Raw genomic sequence first — 17782 nt, 5'->3', positions numbered from 1 at the left:
GTATGGTCGGCCCCGTGGGACACGGACACGGCGGTGCCGGCAGCGACCGCCGGCGCCTCGGTCTCGCGCTCGGCGTCACCGCGCTGGTGGCGGTGGTGGGCGCGGTCGGCGCGGTGGTCACCGGTTCGCTCGCCCTGCTCGCCGACCTCGGCCACGTCGGCACCGACCTCGTCGCGCTCGCCACCGCGCTGATCGCCTCCGGCCTCGCCGCGCGGCCCCCGTCGCGGCGGCGGACCTTCGGGCTCGGGCGCGCCGAGGTGCTCGGCGCCGCGCTCAACGCCGTCCTGCTCCTCGGGGTCACGGTGTGGGTCGCCGTCGAGGCCGTCGAGCGGATCGCCTCGCCCACCGACGTGCCCGGCGCCGGCCTGCTCCTCTACGGCCTCGTGGGCCTCGTCGGCAACCTCGTCTCGCTGACCGTGCTGCGGCGCGGCGGCGGCGGGATGAACGTGCGCGCGGCCGCCCTGCACGTGCTCGGCGACGCCCTCGGCTCGGTCGCGGTGCTCGTGGCCGCGGTCGTCACGCTGACCACGGGCTGGGTCCACGCCGACACCGTCGCCTCGCTCGTCATCGTCGCGATCCTCCTGCCGCGCACGGTCGGGCTGCTGCGCGAGACCGGGCACGTCCTGCTCGAGGGCACCCCGGCGGGCATCGACGTCGACGACGTCCGCGCGGCGCTGCTCGAGGTCGAGGGCGTCGCCGAGGTGCACGACCTGCACGCCTGGTCGATCAACGACCGCAGCCCCGCGGTCTCCGCCCACCTCGTGATCTCCGAGGAGGGCTGCACGACCGCCGACTGCGGCGAGCACGGCGTGCTCGACCGCGCCTCGACCCTGCTGCGCGACCGCTTCGGCCTGCACCACAGCACGCTGCAGATCGAGGCCGTCGAGCACGCCGGGCACGAGGAGGCCTGCTCGCCCCTGCCCGCCGCCGAGGGCGTCAGACGGCGCTGACGAACGCCCGGCGGTGCTCGGACGGTGTCCGGCCGTAGACGTCGAGGAACGCCGACCGCATCGTCTCGGTCGACCGGAAGCCGCAGCGCGCCGCCACGCGCGCGAGCGGGACGTCCGTGGTGGCCGCGAGCGTGGCGGCGGCCTCGGTGCGGGCGCGGCGCACGTGCTCGGCCGGCGTCCGTCCGAGGTGGGTGCGGAACAGGCGCGTGAGGTGGCGCTCGCTGACCCCGGCGCGGGCGGCGAGCGCGGCGGCACCGAGGTCGCCGTCGAGGTGCCCGGCGACGTGGTCGACCACCCCGCGCACGACGTCGTCGGCGGGTGCCGGGGCGGCGACGTGCACGCTCATCTGCGCCTGGGTGCCGGGTCGCTGCAGGTAGGTGACGAGCGCTCGGGCGACCCGGCGGGCGAGGGCCGGCCCGTGGTCCTCGTGCACGAAGGACAGGGCGAGGTCGAGGGCGCTGGTGACGCCGGCCGAGGTGGCGATCCGCCCGTCGCGGACGAAGATCGGGTCGGGGTCGACGTGCACCTCGGGGTGCGCCCGGGCGAGCTCGCCGGCGAAGCGCCAGTGCGTCGTCACGCGGCGACCGTCGAGCAGGCCGGCCGCGGCCAGGATGCTCGCTCCGGTGCACACCGACGTGACCCGCCGGGCGTCGCGGGCCAGGCGGCGGACGTGGGCGAGGAGGACGGGGTCGCCCGCGGCCCGGGGGCTGCCGAGGCCGCCGACCACGACCAGCGTGTCCACCGCGCCCGTGTACTGCTCGAGCGCTCCGTGCGCGTCGAGGCGCAGGCCGGGCCGGCAGGTGATCGCGTGCCCGCCGGGGGTCAGCAGCGTGACCGCGTAGGCCGGGTCGGCGCCGAGGTCGTTCGCCGTCGAGACGGTGGAGCTGACGCAGGCGACGTCGAGCAGCTCGGCGTCCTCGTAGCCCACGATGACCGTCACGCCCACGCCCGGCACCGTAGCGCGCACCGTGTCCCGCCGGACCCCTTCCGCAGGATTCCGGACACACCCTGGCCGGTACCCCCTGGGGGTACCGAACGGCCGCCATGCTCCGCGCCATGACGACCCACGACACGACGTCCGGCACGACCCACGAGACCCACGCGGCCCACGGCTCCCTCCTCCGGGCGCTGGCCCGGCGGTGGCCGATCGCGGTCGGTCTGCTCGCGGCCGCCGCGAGCACCCTCACCGGCCCCAACAGCGCCGCCGACCCCGCGCTGATCGTCGTGATCGCGGCGTCCTGCTACGTCGCCGCCGCGGCCTTCGGCCGCCCCGGGGCGGCGTGGGCGTGGGTGGGCGTGGCGACCGCGCTGGTGGTGGCGGCACGGCTGCTCGACGTGTCGCCCGTGCTGGTGACCGTGCTGACGGGCGTCGCGCTGGTGGTCCTCGGGGTCGCGCGCGGCGTCGCCCGCCCCGCCCTCCGGCGCCAGACGGCGGGGTTCGTGGGCTACGGGGTGGTGGCGCTGGTGGCGCTGGCGCTCCCCGCGGGTCCGGGTCTGGTGCTCGCCGCGCTGACGCTGATGGCCCACGGTGCGTGGGACCTCTGGCACCTCCGCCGGCACCGCGACCAGGTCCCGCCGGCGCTCGCCGAGTTCTGCGTCGCGCTCGACGTGCCCGCCGGTCTCGTGGTGCTCGTCCTCGCCGTCCTCGTGTGAGTGGTTCCATGGGCGGCGTGACCGTCACGCACACGGTGGTGGAGAGCCCCCTCGGTCCGCTGACGCTGCGCGCGGACGACGGCGTGCTCTCCGGGCTGTCGATGACCGGGCACCGGCACGGCCCCGCCGCCGGCACCCTCGGCGACCGCGACGACGACGGCCTGCCCGCCGCGCGCGAGCAGCTCGCCGCGTACTTCGCCGGCGGGCTGACCGCCTTCGACCTGGACCTGCAGCTGCGCGGCACCCCGTTCCAGGAGCGCGTGTGGGCGGCGCTGCGGGAGATCCCGTACGGCGCCACCGTGACCTACGGCGAGCTCGCGGCCGCGATCGGGCAGCCGACCGCGGTCCGCGCCGTGGGCCTCGCCAACGGCCGCAACCCGGTCAGCATCGTCGTGCCCTGTCACCGGGTGGTCGGCGCGGGCGGCTCGCTCACCGGCTACGCCGGTGGAGTGGAGCGCAAGCGGGCGCTGCTCGACCTCGAGGCCGGGGTGCTGGTCGGCGACCCCGGGTCCTGAACGCCCGGTCAGCGCCCCTCGCCGGTGCCGGCCTGTGCCGCGCGCCGCGCGGCAGCCTCGCCGTCGGGGTCGAACCAGGGGTGGCCGGCCGGGGCGCCGGCGCCCGCACCCGCCGGGGTCGGGCTCGGGGTCGGGCTCGGGGTCGGGGTCGGGGAGCCGTTGCCGGTGCCGTCGGTGCCGGTCGTGGTGGGGTCGTCGGACCCGTCCCGAGCGTCCGGCTCGTCCCCGGCGGTGCCGGTATCGCCGACGTCCTCGGCGTCCTCGGCGTCCTCGACGTCGTCGGTCTCCTGGGTCTCCTCGGCGTCGTCGATGCCGTCGGCGTCCGCGGCGGGCTCCTCGTCGACATCCTCGCCGGCCGGGGACTCGGCGTCGGCCGCGGCGGAGCCGTCGGTGATCGACGCGTCGGCCGGGGTCGAGCCACCCCGGCCCGGGCCACCCGCCCCGGATGCTTCGGGAACCGACGCGTCGGCCGTGGTCGTGCCCGTCGTGGCGGGGAGGTCGTCGTCCTGCGCGAGCTCCGCGCCGGTGTCGCTCGTCGTGGACGCTCCGGGCGTCGGCACACCCGGAGCCCCCGGAGCCACCGTGCCCGCGACGCCCTCGGGGTAGCCCGGGTACTCGGTGGTCTCGGGGTCCTCGTCGGCCCCGTCGGCCCCGTCGGCCCCGTCGGCCCCGTCGGCTCCGTCGGCCCCGTCGGCCCCGTCGGCCCCGTCACCACCCGGCGCCGGGGCCGGGCCGTCCTGGAGGTCGCCGGGACGGCGCTCGTCATCGGGGTCGCGGGACTCGCCGGCCGGGCCGGCATCCCCGGTGCCCCCGGGCCCGGACGTGGCGAGGTCGGCGGGGTCGGCGGGGTCGGGACCCTCGGGCGCGTCCTCGACCGTGTCGTCCGGCTCCTCGTCCCGCGGTCCCACGGTCGGGGCGGGTGCGGCGAAGGGCGGCGGGCCGGCCGGGCCGCGACCGGGCGGCGGACCCACGAGTCCCGGCCGCGTGATCGTCGGCAGGGGCGAGCTCGCGGGGGCGCCGTAGCCACCGGGACCACCGGGACCACCACCGGGGCCGTCGGGCCGGCCCGGACCGGCCGCGGGCAGGGGACCGGTCGGCGGGGCGAGGTCCGGGACGCCCGGCGTGGCGGTCGCGGCGGCGCCGAGGCCGGCGCCCGCACCCGCCGCCCCGGCGGCGGCACCGACCGGCAGCAGCACGGTGCCCGCGTCGGCGACGACCTGGTCGCCCCGGTCGTCCAGCAGGGCGTGCCGGCCGGTCGGGGTGCGGTCCTCGGGCCCCGCGGGCAGGCGGCGGAACAGCGCGATGAGCAGCAGCGTCCAGGACACGACCTGCAGCAGGATCAGCACGAGCCCGAGGGCGCTCGCGAGCGGCAGGAGAGCCTGGTCGGACAGCCCGAAGACGTGCAGCGACGTCTCGGCCACGAGGAACGTCGAGATCAGCGTGACGAGCAGCTGCACCGCGAGCCCGGCGATGGCCGGTGTCGCCACCGCGGGGATCGTCCGGCGGCGGAGCACGGCCACCACGAGCCCCACGAGGACGGGGATCCCCACGGGGAGCAAGGCGGCGGCGATGCGGGCGCCGGAGTCGAGCATGGCGACGAACCTAACGGAACGGGACCGAACGGTTGAGGAGCGACCTCCCCGGTCCGCCCTCTGTGTGGCCCAGCGTGATCGGACGCACGCGGGGCGTGGTCAGGGGAGGACCCGGGGGTCGGTGAGGTCGGCGTCGCCGAGGCCGAGCCGGCGGGCAATCACGCGGGCCTCCTCGAGGGTGACCGACTCGCCGGAGCCGGTGCCCAGCCACATCAGGGTCTCGGGTGCGGTGCTCGCGTGCCAGCGGCCGTCGACCCCGAGCCGGGCGCCCCGGCGCGCGCCGCCGCCGCGCAGGTCGTAGCGCAGCAGGACCGGGCCGAGGGTGCCCGCCCGGTCCACCCAGAAGGTGAAGCGCGCCGGGCGGGGCGCGCGGCCGCGCGTGCTCGCGGCGGTCATGTCCGCCAGCATGGGCGCTCGTGAGCAGGGAGACGACCGACGGACAGGGCAACGTCACCGCCTCCCGTGCTGCTCCGCACGCCGACACCGAGCGGGTCCGGACGGTTCTCGCGGAGGTCGACGCCGTCGACGGGTTCTTCGCGATCTCGACGCGGGCCGAGGAGTCCGCCGACCCCTCGTGGCGCCCGCTCGCCGAGCTCGTGGCGGTGCCGGAGGACGGTCCCGACCCGGTGGGGGAGCGCCTCGACCAGGTCGCCGAGGGCCTCGGCGCCGACCGGCGGGTCGCGGCGTCGCTGCTGGCGCAGTCGGTGGTGTCGCGGTCGGTGTCGGTGCTGCTCGCGGCCGCCGCGGCCGGCGTGCTGCCCGACCTCTCGCCGGCGACCGCGCTCCACGCCCGACCGTGGCCCGGCGGGCCCGTGCCGCTGTGGGTGGACCCGGAGCGGCTCGCGGGCGTCGAGCTCGGCCCGCCCGACGACCCCGGGGCGGCCGCGCTGCTCGCGCGCGCCCTGGCCGGGGAGCACGTCGCGCCCCTCGTCGCGGGCATCCGCGCGCGGGCGTCGGTGTCGGCGCGGGTGCTGTGGGGCAACGCCGCCGGCGCGCTGGGCGGGGCCGTGCGGGTCCTCGGCGCCGCCCGCCCGGACCGGCACGCCGCCGCGCTCGCCCTCGCGCGGGGGGTGCTCGCCCGGGAGCCGTTCGCCGGGCTCGGGGTCTTCGTCCCCGACCCCGGCCACCCCAGCGGCCTCGGCTTCCGCCGGACGACCTGCTGCCTCTACTACCGCGTGCCCGGCGGCGGGATGTGCGGCGACTGCGTGCTGCAGGGCCGCTGAGGGGCCGGGCAGCGGCTCAGATCGGCGCCATCAGATCGGCGGCCACACCACGAGCAGGCGCCCGGCGGCGAGCAGTGAGAACACGCCGACCAGCAGGAACAGGGCCACCCAGCCGCCGGCGGGGACGCCGGTGAGGCGCTCGAGCTGGTCGGCGTCGGAGTCGGGCGCGCGACGTCGCGAGCGCTTGCGCTGCACCTCGAGCACCGTGCGCAGGCCGCCGACGATGAGGAACCACGTCACGAAGCACGCGAACCCGTACTGGACGTTCGCCGAGCCGTACGCCGCGACGACGACGAACACCGCCCCGGTGAGCACCACCGAGAGCACGCCGTAGGCGTTGCGGATGAGGACGAGCGTCGCGAGCAGCAGGATGACCGCGATCACGAGCATCCCCGAGATCGCGTCGGCCGCGACGAGCGCGGCCGCGGCCACCCCGAGCAGCGGCGGCGTCGCGTAGCCGGCGGCGGCGGTCGCGACCATCCCCGGACCGTCGCGGCGCCCCTTCGACACCGTCACCCCGGACGTGTCGGAGTGCAGCAGGATCTTCGTCAGCGTCCGCCCGGAGCAGATGGCGACCAGGGCGTGGCCGCCCTCGTGGGCGATGGTCACGACGTTGCGCGCGAGCCGCCACGAGCCGTGCACGCCGACGACGAGCAGGGCGACGAGACCACCGAGGATCACCAGGGTGGCCTGCGTCTGGCCGGTGCTGAGCTGGTCGAGGCCGTCGAAGGGGAGCTCGAGGGCGGTCGCGGGGCCGGTCGTCACGATGGGTGCACGGTAGCGCCGAGCCCCGACGGTCACGGGTCCGCCTCCTCGGCGGATCGCCTTGCGTCACATCAGCACCTAGCGTCACTCGAGAACGCTCACGACCGTCGGGGGACCCTTCGTGCCGCGCTGCCGCGCCCGTCGTCCTGTCCTGCTCACCCTGCTCACGGCCCTCGCCCTCGCGATCACCGGCTGCGCCGCCCCGGCCCGTGGCGAGCCGCGGCTGGAGGCCCCGCCACCGGCCCCGCCCGCCGCCGGGCCCGCCACCGGGCCCGCCACCGGACCCGCCGCCGTCCCCTCGCCCGTCCGCGAGCTGCCCCGCGGCGGCACGGAGATCTTCCCGCGGCACCGGGTCGTCGCCTTCTACGGCACCGCGGGCACCGACGCGCTCGGCGTCCTGGGGGAGGGCACCCCCGAGCAGGCGGGGACGCGGCTCGAGGAGGCCGCCGCCGCGTTCGCCACGCCGGACCGCTCCGTCCTGCCCGCGATGGAGCTGATCGCCACCGTGGCCAACGACGCGCCGGGCCCCGACGGCGACTACTCCACCGACATCACCCTCGACGAGGCGCGCGCCTACCTCGACGCCGCGCGGGCCCGCCGCCAGCTGCTGATCCTCGACGTGCAGCCGGGCACCAGCGACTTCCTCACCGCGGCCCGCGTCTGGGAGCCCCTGCTGCGCGAGCCCGACGTCGGCCTGGCCCTCGACCCCGAGTGGCGGATGGACCCGGGCGAGGTGCCGGGCGAGGTCATCGGCGGGGTGGCCGCGGCGGAGGTCAACGCCGTCGCCGACTGGCTGGCCGGCATCGTCGCCGACGGGCGGCTGCCCGAGAAGCTGTTCGTCCTGCACCAGTTCACCGCATCGATGATCACCGAGCCGGAGCGGCTGGCGACGCCGGAGGGCCTCGCGGTGGTGCAGCACATCGACGGGTTCGGGGCGCCGGAGACCAAGCGCGGCAAGTACGCGCAGCTCCAGCGCCCGCGGCAGCTCCATCCGGGGTTCAAGCTCTTCTACGACGAGGACACCCCGATGCTCTCGCCGTCCGACACGCTCGCGCTCTCACCGCCACCGGACCTCGTCACCTACCAGTGAAGCGGTCATGCTGATCGGGTGACGGAGACCGCGGGGTCACGCCCCGGCGCCGAGATCGTCCGCATGGGCACCGCCCGTGGCCGCTGGATCCTGCTGACGACCGTGCTCGGGTCGGGGCTCGCGATGCTCGACTCGACGGTGGTGAACATCGCCCTGGAGCGCATCGGCTCCGAGTTCGACGCGAGCTTCGCGGCCCTCCAGTGGACGGTGAACGGCTACACGCTGACCCTCGCCGGCCTGATCCTGCTGGGCGGCTCGCTGGGGGACCGCTTCGGCCGTCGCCGGATCTTCCTCATCGGCGTCGTGTGGTTCGCCGTGGCGTCGGCGCTGTGCGGGCTCGCGCCGTCGGTCGAGTTCCTCATCGCCGGGCGCGCGCTGCAGGGCGTCGGCGGGGCGCTGTTGACGCCGGGCAGCCTCGCGCTGATCTCGGCGTCGTTCCACGGCGAGGACCGGGCGGCGGCGATCGGGGCGTGGTCGGGCCTGGGCGGCGTGGCGGGAGCGGTCGGCCCGTTCCTCGGCGGCTGGCTCGTCGAGTGGACCTGGCGGGCGGTCTTCCTCATCAACCTCCCGCTCGCCGCGGTCGTGGTGGCGGTCGCGGTCCGGCACGTGCCCGAGTCGCGCGACCCGCAGGCCGTGCAGCACCTCGACGTGCCCGGGACGGTCCTCGGCATCGCGGGCCTCGGCGCCCTGACCTGGGCGCTCACGGCCGCGGGCGAGGGCGGCTCCGCGGTGTCGGCGGTCGTCGCCGGTGCCGTCGGGGTGCTCGCGCTGATCGGGTTCGTGCTGGTCGAGCGCCGGTCGCGGGCGCCGCTCGTGCCCGGCGAGCTGTTCGCCAACGCGCGGTTCACCGGCACGAACATCATCACGCTGCTCGTCTACGGGGCGCTGGGCGTGAACTTCCTGCTCGTCGTGCTCCAGCTGCAGGTCGTGGCCGGGTTCAGCCCGCTCGCGGCCGGCACGGCGACGCTGCCGATCACCGTGATCATGCTGGTGCTCTCGGCGCGGTCCGGGCGCCTCGCCCAGCGGATCGGGCCGCGCTGGCCGATGACGATCGGGCTCCTGCTCGCGGCCGCCGGGATGCTGTGGCTGCGCGGCATCGGGCCCGACGCGTCCTACCTGACCGACGTGCTGCCCCCCGTGGTGCTCTTCGGCCTCGGGCTCGCGGGCACCGTCGCCCCGCTCACCGCGACCGTCCTCGACTCCGCCGACGACCGCCACGTCGGCATCGCGTCGGGGGTCAACAACGCCATCGCCCGCGCGGCAGGCCTGCTCGCCGTCGCGCTCATCCCCGCCGTCGCCGGCATCTCGGGTCAGGACTACACCGACCCACCCGCCTTCGCGGCGGGCTTCGCGAACGCGATGACGATCGCCGCGGGGCTGCTCGCCGCGGGCGCGGTGCTCTCGGCGGTGCTGCTGCGGCCCCGGCGCGCGGCCGAGCCGCCGCCGACGCGGTTCCGCACCGAGGACTGCCCGCACTGCGGCATCGCCGCGCCGCAGCAGTACCCGCGCGACGAGGTCTCCTAGGAGGCCCGGACCGCCTCGACCACGGCGTCGGCGTCGTCCTCGGTGTTGTGCAGGTGGAAGCCCAGGCGCACGGCCCCGCCGCGGACCGCGCAGCGCACGCCGGCGCGGCCGAGCCGGTCGGGGGCGTCGGGGTGGCGCACGGAGACGATGGCCGACTCGGCGGGCGGCAGGTGGAGGCCCGCGCGGACGCGGTTGGCGAGGCCGACCGCGTGGTCGCGGACCGCGGCGGCGTCGAGCGAGGCGAGCCACGGCAGGGCGACGGCCGCGCCGACCTGCGCGAGCCAGACCGGGGAGAGGTCGAAGCGGCGCGCGTCGGGGTGCAGGCGCAGCGGCAGGCCGTAGATCGCGTCCCAGCCGCCCGCATACCAGCCGGACTGGACGGGGGCGATCCGCTCGGCGAGGCGGTCCGAGAGCGCCATCCAGGACGCGCCGCGGGGCGAGAGCAGCCACTTGTAGCCGCCGGCGACGACGACGTCGGCCCACGACAGGTCGGCGGGCAGCCAGCCCAGCGACTGGGTGGCGTCGAGGACGATCAGCGTGTCGGGCCCGACCTCGGCGCGCAGGGCGTCGAGGTCGACGATCGCCCCGTCGGCCGACGCGACCACGCTGACCGCGACGACGTCGGCCGCGCGGGTGCGCTCGGGCAGCTCGTCGAGGGGCAGCTCGACGACCTCGTGCCCGGCCGCGACGAACGGGAAGGTGACGCTGGTGAACTCGCGGTCGGCGGTGAGCACCCGGGCGCCCGGCGGCAGCGACGCCGCGACGAGCCCGAGCAGCCCCGAGACGACGGTCCCGAGCACCACGGACGACGTCGGCACGCCCACGAGCTGCGCGAAGGCCGACCGCGCCGTCGCCACCGGGGCGTCGAACTGCGGGGCGGAGGTCTCCGCCCGCCCCCAGGCCGTGACCGCGTCGCTCACCGCGGCCACCACCGGCTGCGGCGGCAGCCCGATGGACGGGGTGTTGAGGTAGACACCGTCGACGTCGAAGGTCGTGCCGAACGCCTCTCGCACGATCGGCGATGCTAGTGATCGACGGGGTGCTCGCGCGCCCCTCCCCGCGGGGTGAACCGGCGCAGCCGCAGGCTGTTGCCGACGACGAAGACGCTGGAGAACGCCATCGCGGCGCCGGCGATCATCGGGTTGAGCAGGCCGAGGGCGGCCAGGGGCAGTCCGGCCGTGTTGTAGGCGAACGCCCAGAAGAGGTTGCCCTCGATGGTGCGCAGGGTGCGCCGGGCGAGGCGCAGGGCGTCGGGGACGAGGGTCAGGTCGCCGCGGACCAGCGTCAGGTCGCCGGCCTCGATCGCGGCGTCCGACCCGGTGCCCATCGCGAGCCCGAGGTCGGCGCGGGCCAGGGCGGCGGCGTCGTTGACCCCGTCGCCGACCATCGCCACCACGGCGCCGGCGTCCTGCAGGCGTGCCACCTCGTCGGCCTTCTGCTCGGGCAGCACGCCGGCGACCACGGTCTCGATCCCGACCTGGTCGGCGACCGCCCGGGCGACCGTCTCGTGGTCGCCGGTGAGCAGGACCGTGCGCAGGCCGAGCCCGTGCAGCGCGGCGACGGCGTCGGCGGAGGCGGGGCGGACGGTGTCGGAGACGCCCAGGACGCCGCGAGGGCGCAGCACGCCCTCGTCGTCGGCCCAGGCGACGGCCACCGGCGTCGCCCCGCTCGCCTCGACGGCGGTCAGCGCCTCGGCGAGCCCGTCGACCGCGACCCCGTGCTGCTCGAGCAGCCGTGCCCGGCCGACGACCACCGCGCGGTCCTCCACCGTGCCGGTCATGCCGAGCCCGTCGCGGCTGACGACGTCGACGGCCGCGGGCAGGTCGCCCAGGCGGGAGTGCGCGGCGTCGGCGACCGCGCGAGCGACCGGGTGGGCCGAGGCGTCCTCGAGCGCGCCGGCGCGGCGCAGCAGCTCGCCGGAGTCGACGCCGGGTAGCGCCACGGTGCGGGCGAGCCGCATCTCGCCGGTGGTCACGGTGCCGGTCTTGTCGAGGACGACGGTGTCGACGCGGCGCGTGGACTCCAGCACCTCGGGGCCGCGCAGCAGGATGCCCAGCTGCGCGCCGCGACCGGTCCCGACCATGAGCGCGGTCGGCGTGGCCAGCCCCAGGGCGCAGGGGCACGCGATGATGAGCACGGCGACGGCCGCGGTGAACGCCGCCGAGGCGCCCCCGCCCGCGAGCAGCCACACGGCGAGCGTGCCGAGGGCGAGCGCGAGCACGACGGGCACGAACACCGCGGACACGCGGTCGGCCAGGCGCTGCGCGGCGGCCTTGCCGTTCTGCGCCTCGGCGACGCGACGCGCGATGCGGGCGAGCTGGGTGTCGGCGCCGACCGCGGTGGCGCGCACGACCAGCCGGCCCCCGACGGCCACCGTCGCGCCGCTGACGGCGTCGCCCGGCCCGACCTCGACCGGGACCGACTCGCCGGTCATCGCGCTCGCATCGAGCGCCGAGCGGCCCTCGATCACCACGCCGTCGGTGGCGACCGTCTCGCCGGGGCGCACGACGAACTCGTCGCCGACGACCAGCCGGGTCACCGGGACGCGCTCCTCGCGCCCGTCGCGGCGCACGGCGACGTCCTTCGCGCCGAGGCCGAGCAGCGCCCGCAGGGCGTCGCCCGCGCGGCGCCTGGCGCGGGCCTCGAACCAGCGTCCGGCCAGCACGAACGTCGTCACCCCGGCCGCGACCTCGAGGTAGATCGCGTTTGTGCCGCCGCCGGCGGTGAGCGAGAGCGGGTGGGTCATGCCCGGCATGCCGGCGCCGCCGAGGAACAGGGCGTAGAAGGACCACGCCAGCGCGGCCAGCGTGCCGACCGAGACCAGCGTGTCCATGGTGGCCGCGCCGTGGCGCAGGTTCGTCCACGCCGCGCGGTGCACGTCCTGCCCGCCCCACACGACGACGGGGGCGGCGAGGATCGCCGAGAGCCACTGCCAGTTCGTGAACTGCCAGGCCGGCACCATCGCGAGCACGACCACCGGCAGGCTCAGCGCGATGCTGACCAGCAGGCGGGTCCGCAGGACGTCGGCGTGGCGGTCGTCGGGGGAGGGGCCGGGGTCGGTGTCCTCGGTGGGCTCGGCGGACCCCGCGGCGGGGGGCGCGGGTGGCACGGCGCCGTAGCCGAGCTTCTCGACCGTCGCCACGAGGTCGTCGACGGGGACCGACGCCGGGTGCTCGACCGTCGCGGTCGCGGTGGCGTAGTTGACGCTCGCCCGGACGCCGTCCAGCCTGGTCAGCCGCCGTTCGATGCGCGCGGCGCAGGACGCGCACGTCATCCCGCTGATGGCCAGCTCGACGTGCTCGGGCGCCGGCGCGACGGGCGGTGCACTCATCGGACTCCCTCCTCCGTCCGCATAAATACCCCTGGGGGGTATGGCTGTCAAACGTCGTCCACCCTCGCGTGGTGGGTCGGTTGCACGTCACGCGAACGCGAGTGGTGTGATGCTTTCGTGACCTCCCACCGGCCGCCGCCGCGGTCGGGGTCGGACGGACCACCGGGACACCCCCGTCCGCCCGGCTCCGGCGGGCCCGTCGCCGCGCCGCCGCGCCATCGCGCCGCGCCCGCCGCGCCCGAGGAGCCCACGGCGGACGGGGCGGACAGGGCCGGCACCGGGGTCGCCGTGCTCACACCGCCGCCACCCGTCCGGCGGCACCCGGCCCCGACGGCCCACGCGACCCACGTCGCGCCACCCGCGCGCCACCGCCCGGGTGCCCCCGACGCGGGGCCCGGCATGCGACCGCCCCCGCCCGCGCCCGGGGGGCGTCACGGGGCTCCCGGGTACGGGCTCGGGGCCCCCGCTCCGGCACCCGCCCCGCCCGCCGGGCCACGGCACGGCGGTCGGCACGCCGGGGGAGCCGCGGCCGCCGTGGGTGCCGTGGGTGCGCCGCCCCCCGGCGTGGATCCCAGCCCGTCCGGCCGTCACGGGCGCCCGGACGTCGCTCCGGCTCGCCCCGCCCCGTCCCGGCCCGCCCCGGCCCGCCCCGCACCGGCCCACACGGGCGACCCGGAGCCCCCGGACATCCCGCGCCGCCGCGGCGCCACCGGGACCGCGCCGGGCCTGCCCGTCCCGCTCACGCCGCGCACCACCGACAGGGCCGGCCGCGGCGAGCGCGCCGCCACGGCCGACCGCCCGGTCACCGGCGGCCACCGGGCGCAGGGCAGCGCGCGCACCGGCACGACGAGGGCGAGCCGCACGGCTGCCGCGGCCGCGCTGCCTGCCGCGCCTGCCCCCCGGCGCCGCGGCCTGGCCCGCGGGCTGGGCGCGGCGGTGGTCGGCGCCCTCGCCGCGGGCACGATGATCACCGTCGACACGGTCTCGACGGGCACCACGGACCCGCTCGCCTCGGCCGACCGCCTCCTCGCGGAACTGCCCGGTGGCGACGAGCCGGTCGAGTCGGTCGGCCCCGCGACCGCCCCGGACGCGCCGCGGATCGACCTCGCCGCCGCCGTCGCCGCCGGTGAGGAGGCGGGCGCGCAGAACGGCGCCACGGTCGGCGTCGCGGCCATCGACACCGCGACCGGCGAGCTCGCCCCCGGCTCCGGCGGCGACCAGCGCTTCGACACCGCCTCGCTCGCCAAGCTCTTCGTCGTCGTCGACATGCTGGCGCGCCAGCGCGACGGCGAGATGACCCTCGGCGCGCGCGACCTGCGCCTCGTGCGCGCCGCGCTGAGCTCGAGCAGCGACCCGGCGATGAACGCCCTGTGGACCCAGTACGACGGGCCGGGCGCGATCACGCGCGTCACCGAGGCGATCGGCCTCGAGGACACGAGCCCGCCGGAGGACACGTCGCAGTGGGGCGAGGTGCAGACCTCGCCGCGCGACATGGCCAAGCTCCTGCGCCACATCCAGGTCGAGCTGCCGCCGCCCGACCGCGACCTCGTGCTCGGCTCGATGGGCCAGGCCGTGCGGATCGCGGGCGACGGCTTCGACCAGGCCTTCGGGTTCCTCGACGGCCGCACCCCGGTCAAGCAGGGCTGGATGTGCTGCATCGCCGGGCGCGCCGAGGTGCACTCGGCGGGCGTGGTCGACGGGCGCTACATGGTCGCGGTGCTCACGAGCCAGCCGCCGGGCTACGACCAGGCCCGCCAGGTCGTCAACGCCGCCGCGGGTGCCGTGCGCGCGCGGCTCGGACCGGTGCCCGACGCCCGGTAGCCTCGGATGCACCCGGCGCGAGGAGGGTCATGCACGGCTACGCGGACCACAAGGACGACCACCTGCGGCGGCTGCGCCGGATCGAGGGACAGGTCCGCGGCATCGCCCGCATGATCGAGGACGACAAGTACTGCATCGACGTCCTCACCCAGGTCTCGGCGGCGACGCGGGCGCTGCAGAACGTCGCGCTCGGGCTGCTCGAGGAGCACATGGGCGGCTGCGTCGTCGACGCCGCGAAGGCCGGCGACGAGGAGGCGGCCGAGAAGGTCCAGGAGGCCTCGGCGGCGATCGCCCGCCTCGTGCGCTCCTGATCAGGTGCGGGCGGGTGTGCCGGCTGTGCTCCCCGTGCTCACCGTGCCCACTGTGCCCTCGATGCGGGCCCGGAGCTCGGCGGCCAGGGCCTCGACGCCCCCGAACCGGCGGTCGACGACGAGCTGGCTGAGCATCGCCAGGAGCACCGACGGCCACTCGACCAGCCCGACGACCCCCGCGCCCAGGTAGAGCCCGTAGAGCAGCAGGCTCGACGCCTCGGGCGTGTGGGCCCGGACCCAGAGCTTCACGGCCTCCTCGTCCCCGCGGTCCAGCGCGGCGAGGAGGTCCGGCGCCTCCGCGGGCTCCGGACCGGTCTCGGAGGGCAGCGGCGGCGTGCGCGTCGCCGACCCGTCCGGCACGGCCGCGAGGTGGGCGCGGGTGGCGGGCAGGGTGGTGCCGTCGGCCATGGGGTGTCCTCCGGGGGTCGGCGGGGTGAACGCGTGCGGTCGGGCAGGCGTACCCAGCCTAGGCGGCCCCATCCCCGGCCACCGAGCTGCCGGATCGCCGCGGAACGCTCAGCCGGGGAACAGCGGGTCGAGCGCCCGGCGGCGCTCGGCGCGGTCCAGACCCCGGAGGTCCGCGACCCCGTGCTCGGTGACGACGACGTCGACGTCGTGCGCGCCCGTGGTCACCGGGCGGGAGAGCCGCTCGACGCGCGTGGAACGACCGCGGTGGTGCGACGCCAGCGCCACGACCGAGAGCCCGCGGGGCGAGCGCGCCGCGGCGGCGGCGTAGTCGGGGTGCCCGCCGATGCCCCCGACCAGCGCGTTCGCCGTGCCCTCGACGTTGACCTGACCGTCGAGGTCGATCTCCACCGCGGTGTTGACGGCCACGAGCGGCGGGTCGGCGGACAGCCGGCTCGGGTCGTGCGTGTGCTCGATGCGGTGCACGACCGGGCGCCCGGCGCGCCCGCGGGCGTCGGCCCAGCCGTAGAGGGCGGCGGTGCCGACGAGGTAGGCGGCGACGGGCTCGCCGACGAGCAGGCCCGCCTCGTCGAGGGCGACGACCCCGTCACCGAGCAGCCCCGAGTCGGTCCGCACCCGCACCCCGGCCGCCCGCACCCCGTCGACGACGGCCGCGCCGAGCTGCCCGGGACCCCACTGCAGGCGTACCCCGTCGGTGAGCAGGCCCGCGACGTGGCGCCCGATCGCGGCGTGCTCGGCGCTGGGCGTCCCCGAGGGGACGACGTGCGGGCCGTCGTCGACCTCGCCGAGCACGAAGACCTGCGCGTCGGGCAGGGGCGGCCCGGACGCGGCCCGGGGCAGCCCGCGGTCGAGCACGACGGCGAGCGGCACGCCGAGGTCGATCACCGCGCGGACCCAGCCCACCTCGGCGCCGAGCACCGGGCCCACCGGGCCGGGGGCGGCGGACACCACGAGGACGTCGGGGCGCAGCGGGCCCGCGACCAGCGCCGGCACCGCCGACAGGCGCGCCGGCACCGCCCGCACGTGCCCGGCGTCCACGGCCTTGCGCAGGCCCCAGCCGGGCATGACCGAGCGGGCGTCGGCGAACGCCTCGAGGTCGAGCCCGTCGGGGGCGCCGGGCAGCCAGCCGGTGACGAGGCGCAGGTCGCCGCGCTCGCGGGCGAGCTCGGAGAGCAGCGGGTACGCGGCACGCGGGCTGCCCGTGCCGTCGGCCAGCGCGATGCGCGCACCGGGCCGGACGAGTCCCGCGAGGATGCCGCCGTCGAGCGCCATGATCTCCGATCCAAGCAGGGGACGCGGGCGGAGGGGCAGCGAGGGTCACCCTCGCTGCGTGGGAGGCAGCGAGGGTGACCCTCGCTGCTCCCCGACTCAGCCGCGCGCCGCGCTCCCGAGCAGGCCTCGCGCGATGATCACCTGCTGGATCTGGCTCGTACCCTCGTAGATCCGGAACAGGCGGGCGTCGCGGTAGAAGCGCTCCACCGGCACGCCGCGCATGTAGCCCGAGCCGCCGTGCACCTGCACCGCCCGGTCCGCGATCCGCCCGACAGCCTCGGAGCAGAAGTACTTCGCCGTCGACGGGCCCATCGTGGTGTCCGAGCCGTCGTCGTAGGCCCGCGCGGCCTCGCGGACCAGCGCGCGGCCGGCGTGCCAGTCGGTGACGGAGTCCGCCACGAGGCCCTGCACGAGCTGGTAGGCCGCGATCTTGTGCCCGCCCTGCTCGCGCTCGGTGGCGAACAGGCGCATCTCCTCGACCAGGCGCGCCGACATCCCGGTGCACAGCGCGGCGATGTGCAGGCGCCCGTGCGCGAGGCAGCGCATGGCGGTGACGAAGCCGCGGTGCAGGCCCTCCTCGCCCCCGACGAGGTGCGACGCCGGCACCCGGACGTCGTCGAGGTAGACCTCGCAGGTCCACGAGCCGCGCTGGCCCATCTTCGCGTCGTGCTCCGAGAACGAGACCCCGGCGGACGTCGTGGGCACGAGGAACGTCGAGATGCCCTTGGCCGGGGGCGCGTCGAGATCGGTGCGCGCGAAGACCATGAGCACGTCGGCCAGCGGGGCGTTGGTGATCCAGCGCTTGGCCCCGGTGATCACGAAGTCGTCGCCGTCCCGCACCGCCCTGGTCGTCAGCGACGACGGGTCGGAGCCGGCGTCGGGCTCGGTGAGCGCGAACGACGCCACGACCTCACCCGTGGCCAGCCGCGGCAGCCACTCGGCCTTCTGCTCCGCGGTGCCGCCGGTGAGCAGCACCTGGCCGGCGATGCCGTTGTTGGTGCCGAACAGCGAGCGCAGCGACGGCGTCGTCCAGCCGAGCTCCATGGCGAGCTCGACCTCCTCGGCCATCGACAGCCCGATGCCGCCGTACTCCTCGGGGATCGCGAAGCCGTAGAGCCCCATGGCCTTGCACTGCTCGCGCAGCTTCTCCGGGACCTCGTCGGCCGCCTCGATCTCGTCCTCGCGCGGCACCACCTGCTCGCGGACGAACTCGCGGACCGAGGTCAGGACGTCGGCGAAGTCGGAGGCCTCCATGGCGGGACACGGTGTCACGTTGCGCGGGGCTGCGCCGTCCTGCGGGGACCAGCCC

The 17782-nt window shown here is 77.1% G+C and carries 17 protein-coding genes; 8 read left to right on the top strand and 9 right to left on the bottom strand.

The genetic code is table 11. The features are described 5' to 3' along the window. The first annotated feature begins 14 nt into the window (after positions 1–14). Positions 15–950, top strand: coding sequence for a cation diffusion facilitator family transporter (locus ACYX4T_RS07620; RefSeq protein WP_476013948.1), 936 nt, complete (start codon positions 15–17; stop codon positions 948–950). Here the strand turns inward: ACYX4T_RS07620 and ACYX4T_RS07615 are convergent. Then, complete coding sequence (locus tag ACYX4T_RS07615) at positions 937–1905, bottom strand: GlxA family transcriptional regulator (protein WP_476013947.1); 969 nt, start codon at positions 1903–1905, stop codon at positions 937–939. The two genes, ACYX4T_RS07620 and ACYX4T_RS07615, sit on opposite strands and share 14 nt — an antisense overlap. Before the next feature lie 101 nt (positions 1906–2006). Here ACYX4T_RS07615 and ACYX4T_RS07610 point away from each other — a divergent pair, with 101 nt between their 5' ends. Together ACYX4T_RS07610 and ACYX4T_RS07605 are read left to right on the top strand one after the other, a co-directional pair. Continuing rightward, positions 2007–2603, top strand: a complete 597-nt coding sequence (locus ACYX4T_RS07610) for a hypothetical protein (RefSeq protein WP_476013946.1) — start codon at positions 2007–2009, stop codon at positions 2601–2603. A gap of 17 nt (positions 2604–2620) precedes the next feature. Further along, positions 2621–3118 carry a methylated-DNA--[protein]-cysteine S-methyltransferase gene (locus ACYX4T_RS07605; protein ID WP_476013945.1) on the top strand — a complete coding sequence of 166 codons (498 nt, stop codon included), beginning with the start codon at positions 2621–2623 and terminating at the stop codon, positions 3116–3118. An 8-nt stretch (positions 3119–3126) separates the two neighbouring features. On the opposite strand, the gene ACYX4T_RS07600 is transcribed toward ACYX4T_RS07605, so the two are convergent. Together ACYX4T_RS07600 and ACYX4T_RS07595 are read right to left on the bottom strand one after the other, a co-directional pair. Beyond that, positions 3127–4710 (bottom strand): hypothetical protein, encoded by a 1584-nt coding sequence (locus ACYX4T_RS07600; protein WP_476013944.1) that lies wholly within the window; start codon positions 4708–4710, stop codon positions 3127–3129. Positions 4711–4809: 99 nt separating this feature from the next. After that, positions 4810–5106 carry a hypothetical protein gene (locus tag ACYX4T_RS07595; RefSeq protein ID WP_476013943.1) on the bottom strand — a complete coding sequence of 99 codons (297 nt, stop codon included), beginning with the start codon at positions 5104–5106 and terminating at the stop codon, positions 4810–4812. A gap of 20 nt (positions 5107–5126) precedes the next feature. Between ACYX4T_RS07595 and ACYX4T_RS07590 the strand changes: the two genes are divergently transcribed. Continuing rightward, positions 5127–5933, top strand: a complete 807-nt coding sequence (locus ACYX4T_RS07590) for a (2Fe-2S)-binding protein (protein WP_476013942.1) — start codon at positions 5127–5129, stop codon at positions 5931–5933. Between the two features lie 30 nt (positions 5934–5963). On the opposite strand, the gene ACYX4T_RS07585 is transcribed toward ACYX4T_RS07590, so the two are convergent. Next, complete coding sequence (locus tag ACYX4T_RS07585) at positions 5964–6698, bottom strand: M50 family metallopeptidase (protein ID WP_476013941.1); 735 nt, start codon at positions 6696–6698, stop codon at positions 5964–5966. A gap of 121 nt (positions 6699–6819) precedes the next feature. On the opposite strand from ACYX4T_RS07585, the gene ACYX4T_RS07580 reads away from it, so the two are divergent. Beyond that, positions 6820–7788, top strand: a complete 969-nt coding sequence (locus tag ACYX4T_RS07580; RefSeq protein WP_476013940.1) for a hypothetical protein — start codon at positions 6820–6822, stop codon at positions 7786–7788. Positions 7789–7851: 63 nt separating this feature from the next. After that, positions 7852–9312 (top strand): MFS transporter, encoded by a 1461-nt coding sequence (locus ACYX4T_RS07575; RefSeq protein ID WP_476015210.1) that lies wholly within the window; start codon positions 7852–7854, stop codon positions 9310–9312. Here the strand turns inward: ACYX4T_RS07575 and ACYX4T_RS07570 are convergent. Then, complete coding sequence (locus ACYX4T_RS07570) at positions 9309–10325, bottom strand: aminotransferase class V-fold PLP-dependent enzyme (RefSeq protein ID WP_476013939.1); 1017 nt, start codon at positions 10323–10325, stop codon at positions 9309–9311. The genes ACYX4T_RS07575 and ACYX4T_RS07570 overlap by 4 nt on opposite strands. A gap of 11 nt (positions 10326–10336) precedes the next feature. Then, positions 10337–12643 (bottom strand): heavy metal translocating P-type ATPase, encoded by a 2307-nt coding sequence (locus tag ACYX4T_RS07565; protein WP_476013938.1) that lies wholly within the window; start codon positions 12641–12643, stop codon positions 10337–10339. A gap of 564 nt (positions 12644–13207) precedes the next feature. Here ACYX4T_RS07565 and ACYX4T_RS07560 point away from each other — a divergent pair. Both ACYX4T_RS07560 and ACYX4T_RS07555 read left to right on the top strand, forming a co-directional pair. Next, entirely contained in the window at positions 13208–14464 is a 1257-nt protein-coding gene (locus ACYX4T_RS07560) for a serine hydrolase (protein ID WP_476013937.1), read from the top strand. Positions 14465–14493: 29 nt separating this feature from the next. Further along, positions 14494–14775, top strand: a complete 282-nt coding sequence (locus tag ACYX4T_RS07555; RefSeq protein ID WP_476013936.1) for a metal-sensitive transcriptional regulator — start codon at positions 14494–14496, stop codon at positions 14773–14775. On the opposite strand, the gene ACYX4T_RS07550 is transcribed toward ACYX4T_RS07555, so the two are convergent. The 3 genes from ACYX4T_RS07550 to ACYX4T_RS07540 all read right to left on the bottom strand — a co-directional run bounded on the left by ACYX4T_RS07550 (position 14776) and on the right by ACYX4T_RS07540 (position 17727). Then, on the bottom strand, positions 14776–15183 hold the full coding sequence (locus tag ACYX4T_RS07550) for a hypothetical protein (protein ID WP_476013935.1): 408 nt from the start codon (positions 15181–15183) through the stop codon (positions 14776–14778). It lies immediately after the preceding gene. Positions 15184–15291: 108 nt separating this feature from the next. Then, positions 15292–16473: an acetyl-CoA hydrolase/transferase C-terminal domain-containing protein gene (locus ACYX4T_RS07545; RefSeq protein ID WP_476013934.1), complete on the bottom strand. Its 1182-nt coding sequence runs from the start codon at positions 16471–16473 to the stop codon at positions 15292–15294. Between the two features lie 96 nt (positions 16474–16569). After that, the gene (locus tag ACYX4T_RS07540) at positions 16570–17727 is read right to left on the bottom strand and encodes an acyl-CoA dehydrogenase family protein (RefSeq protein ID WP_476013933.1); all 1158 of its coding nucleotides are present in this window, start codon (positions 17725–17727) and stop codon (positions 16570–16572) included. Positions 17728–17782: the final 55 nt, after the last annotated feature.

The sequence above is a fragment of the Actinomycetospora sp. ABD4_176 genome (assembly GCF_056311855.1).
This window is presented reverse-complemented; position numbering and strand designations above follow the sequence as displayed.